Annotated in this window: 2 protein-coding genes and 1 pseudogene; 1 reads left to right on the forward strand and 2 read right to left on the reverse strand. The window is 74.5% G+C overall.

Annotated elements, in window-relative coordinates:
- Positions 1 to 246: pseudogene (locus PROKR_RS35665) on the forward strand (hypothetical protein); the annotation flags it as partial.
- Between the two features lie 9 nt (positions 247 to 255).
- Here PROKR_RS35665 and PROKR_RS20615 read toward each other — a convergent pair.
- A complete protein-coding gene (locus tag PROKR_RS20615) occupies positions 256 to 888 on the reverse strand; it encodes a thymidine kinase (protein WP_036966650.1) in 633 nt (210 codons plus the stop codon).
- A gap of 9 nt (positions 889 to 897) precedes the next feature.
- Positions 898 to 1,900: alkaline phosphatase family protein (locus PROKR_RS20620; RefSeq protein ID WP_051433192.1), on the reverse strand; the 1,003-nt coding region annotated here is incomplete at its 5' end.

Raw genomic sequence — 1,900 nt, forward strand, 5'->3', positions numbered from 1 at the left:
CCGAGCCAGTGGGAGATCCCGGGTCCGGGGTCGCCGTCCGGTCCCGCGCCGACGCCGCCGGCCGAGCACGAGATCCCGCCGGAGCCCGAGCCCGGGCCCGGGCCTGCACCGGCTCCCGAGCCGGCCAACCCACCTGACAAGGAGCCCGCCGTCGCCAAGCGGAACGCACCCAAGCGCGGCCGCAAGTCCCGTGCGCAGGTGCCGAGCTGGGACGAGATCGTGTTCGGCTCGCGGCCGGAGGTCTAACGCGGGGGTCTAGCCCCAGAGGGACTCGTCCGCCGACCGGCGGCGGGCGGTGAGCGCGGTCATGCGGCGCATGTGGTGACGGCGGCACAGCACCTCGTACGCGACCTCGCCGAGGCCGACGTCGCCGATGACGACCTGCTCACCCTCGGTGACCATGACGCCGTCGACGGTGCGCGCGTTGTGCGTGGCGCGCGCGCCGCACCAGCACAGCGACTGCACCTGGAGCAGCTCCACGCGGTCGGCGAGCTCGACGAGCCGGGCCGAGCCGGGGAACAGGCGTGTGCGGAAGTCGGTCGTGATGCCGAACGCGAAGATGTCGATCTCCATCTCGTCCACGAGCCGGGCGAGCTGTTCCACCTGCGCGGGCGAGTAGAACTGCGCCTCGTCGCACACGAGGTAGTCGACGGCCTGGCCGGCGGCGCGCCGGGCACCGATCTCCACGAGGAAGTCGGTGTCGTCGGTGACCTCGACGGCCGCGACCTCCAGGCCCAGCCGGCTGGAGACCCGGTCGGCGCCCGCGCGGTCGCCCCGGCTGTAGATCAGGCCCTCACGCCCGCGCGCGCGGAAGTTGTGGTCGGTCTGCAGGGCCAGGGTGGACTTGCCGGAGTCCATGGTCCCGGAGAAGAAGACGAGCTGTGCCACGGGTGGTTCCTAGGAGGTCGCGGTCAGGAGCGGCACGAGCATCTCGTGCGGGGTGAGGGAGCCGTGCACGCCGGGCATGGCCCGGGCGTTCGCGGAGTGCACCCGGGAGTCGACGACGGTGGCGGCGCCGGTCATCGCCACCACGACGTCGCCGATCGCGGGCAGCACGTGCGGGGCGACGGGCCCGAACCAGCCGTCCGCGACTGCCTGGTCGCGGGGCACCACGAGGGCATGCTCCCCCAGCCGCTCCGTCCAGCGCGCGACGACGTCGGCCGGGTCGGTGCCGGGCTCGGTGTACAGGTGCAGGGCGCGGGGCTCGCCGCCGACCAGGGCGACGCCCGGGTGCAGCGCCGGGTCGGTCGCGACGTCCCACTGGAGGGCAGGGTCTGCCTTGATCTGGCCGTGGTCGGCCGTGACCAGCACGAGCGTGCCGCGCGGGACACTGCGCACCAGGCGGCGCAGCTCCTGGTCGGTGGCCTCCAGTGCGTCGCCCCACTGCCAGGAGTCCCAGCCGAACCCGTGGCCGGTCTTGTCCACGTCGCCCTGGTACAGATAGACGAGGCGCTGCCCGGTGCCCGCGGGATCGACGGGCCCGCGCAGGGCCGAGACGGTGGCGTCCACACGCTGCTCGAACGTCTCGGCGGCCACGTGGGCCGGGCCGCGCAGCGCGGCCTGGCTCATGCCGGAACCTGCAAACTTGCGCGGGCCGGGCGCCACCACGCGCGTACCGGCAGCCGCGAGGGTCTCCAGCACGGTGGGCTCGCGTTGCACGTCGGCCGGGTCACCGAGGTCGCGCCACTGCACCACGGCGGCCAGCTTGCCGGTCTCCGGGTTGCGCTGCGTGTAGCCGAGCATGCCCGTGCGGCCCGGCGCGGTGCCGGTCCCGAGGATGCTCAGGCCGGCCGCCGTCGTCGACGGGAAGCTGGACGTGAGCGTCGCGGCCGCCTCGTCGCGCTCGCGCAGGAGGCCGCGCAGGAACGGCGCGTGGCCCCCGCGCTCGGCGAGGTTGCGG

Origin of the sequence: Promicromonospora kroppenstedtii DSM 19349 (assembly GCF_000515355.1) — a bacterium.
Lineage (GTDB): Bacteria > Actinomycetota > Actinomycetes > Actinomycetales > Cellulomonadaceae > Promicromonospora > Promicromonospora kroppenstedtii.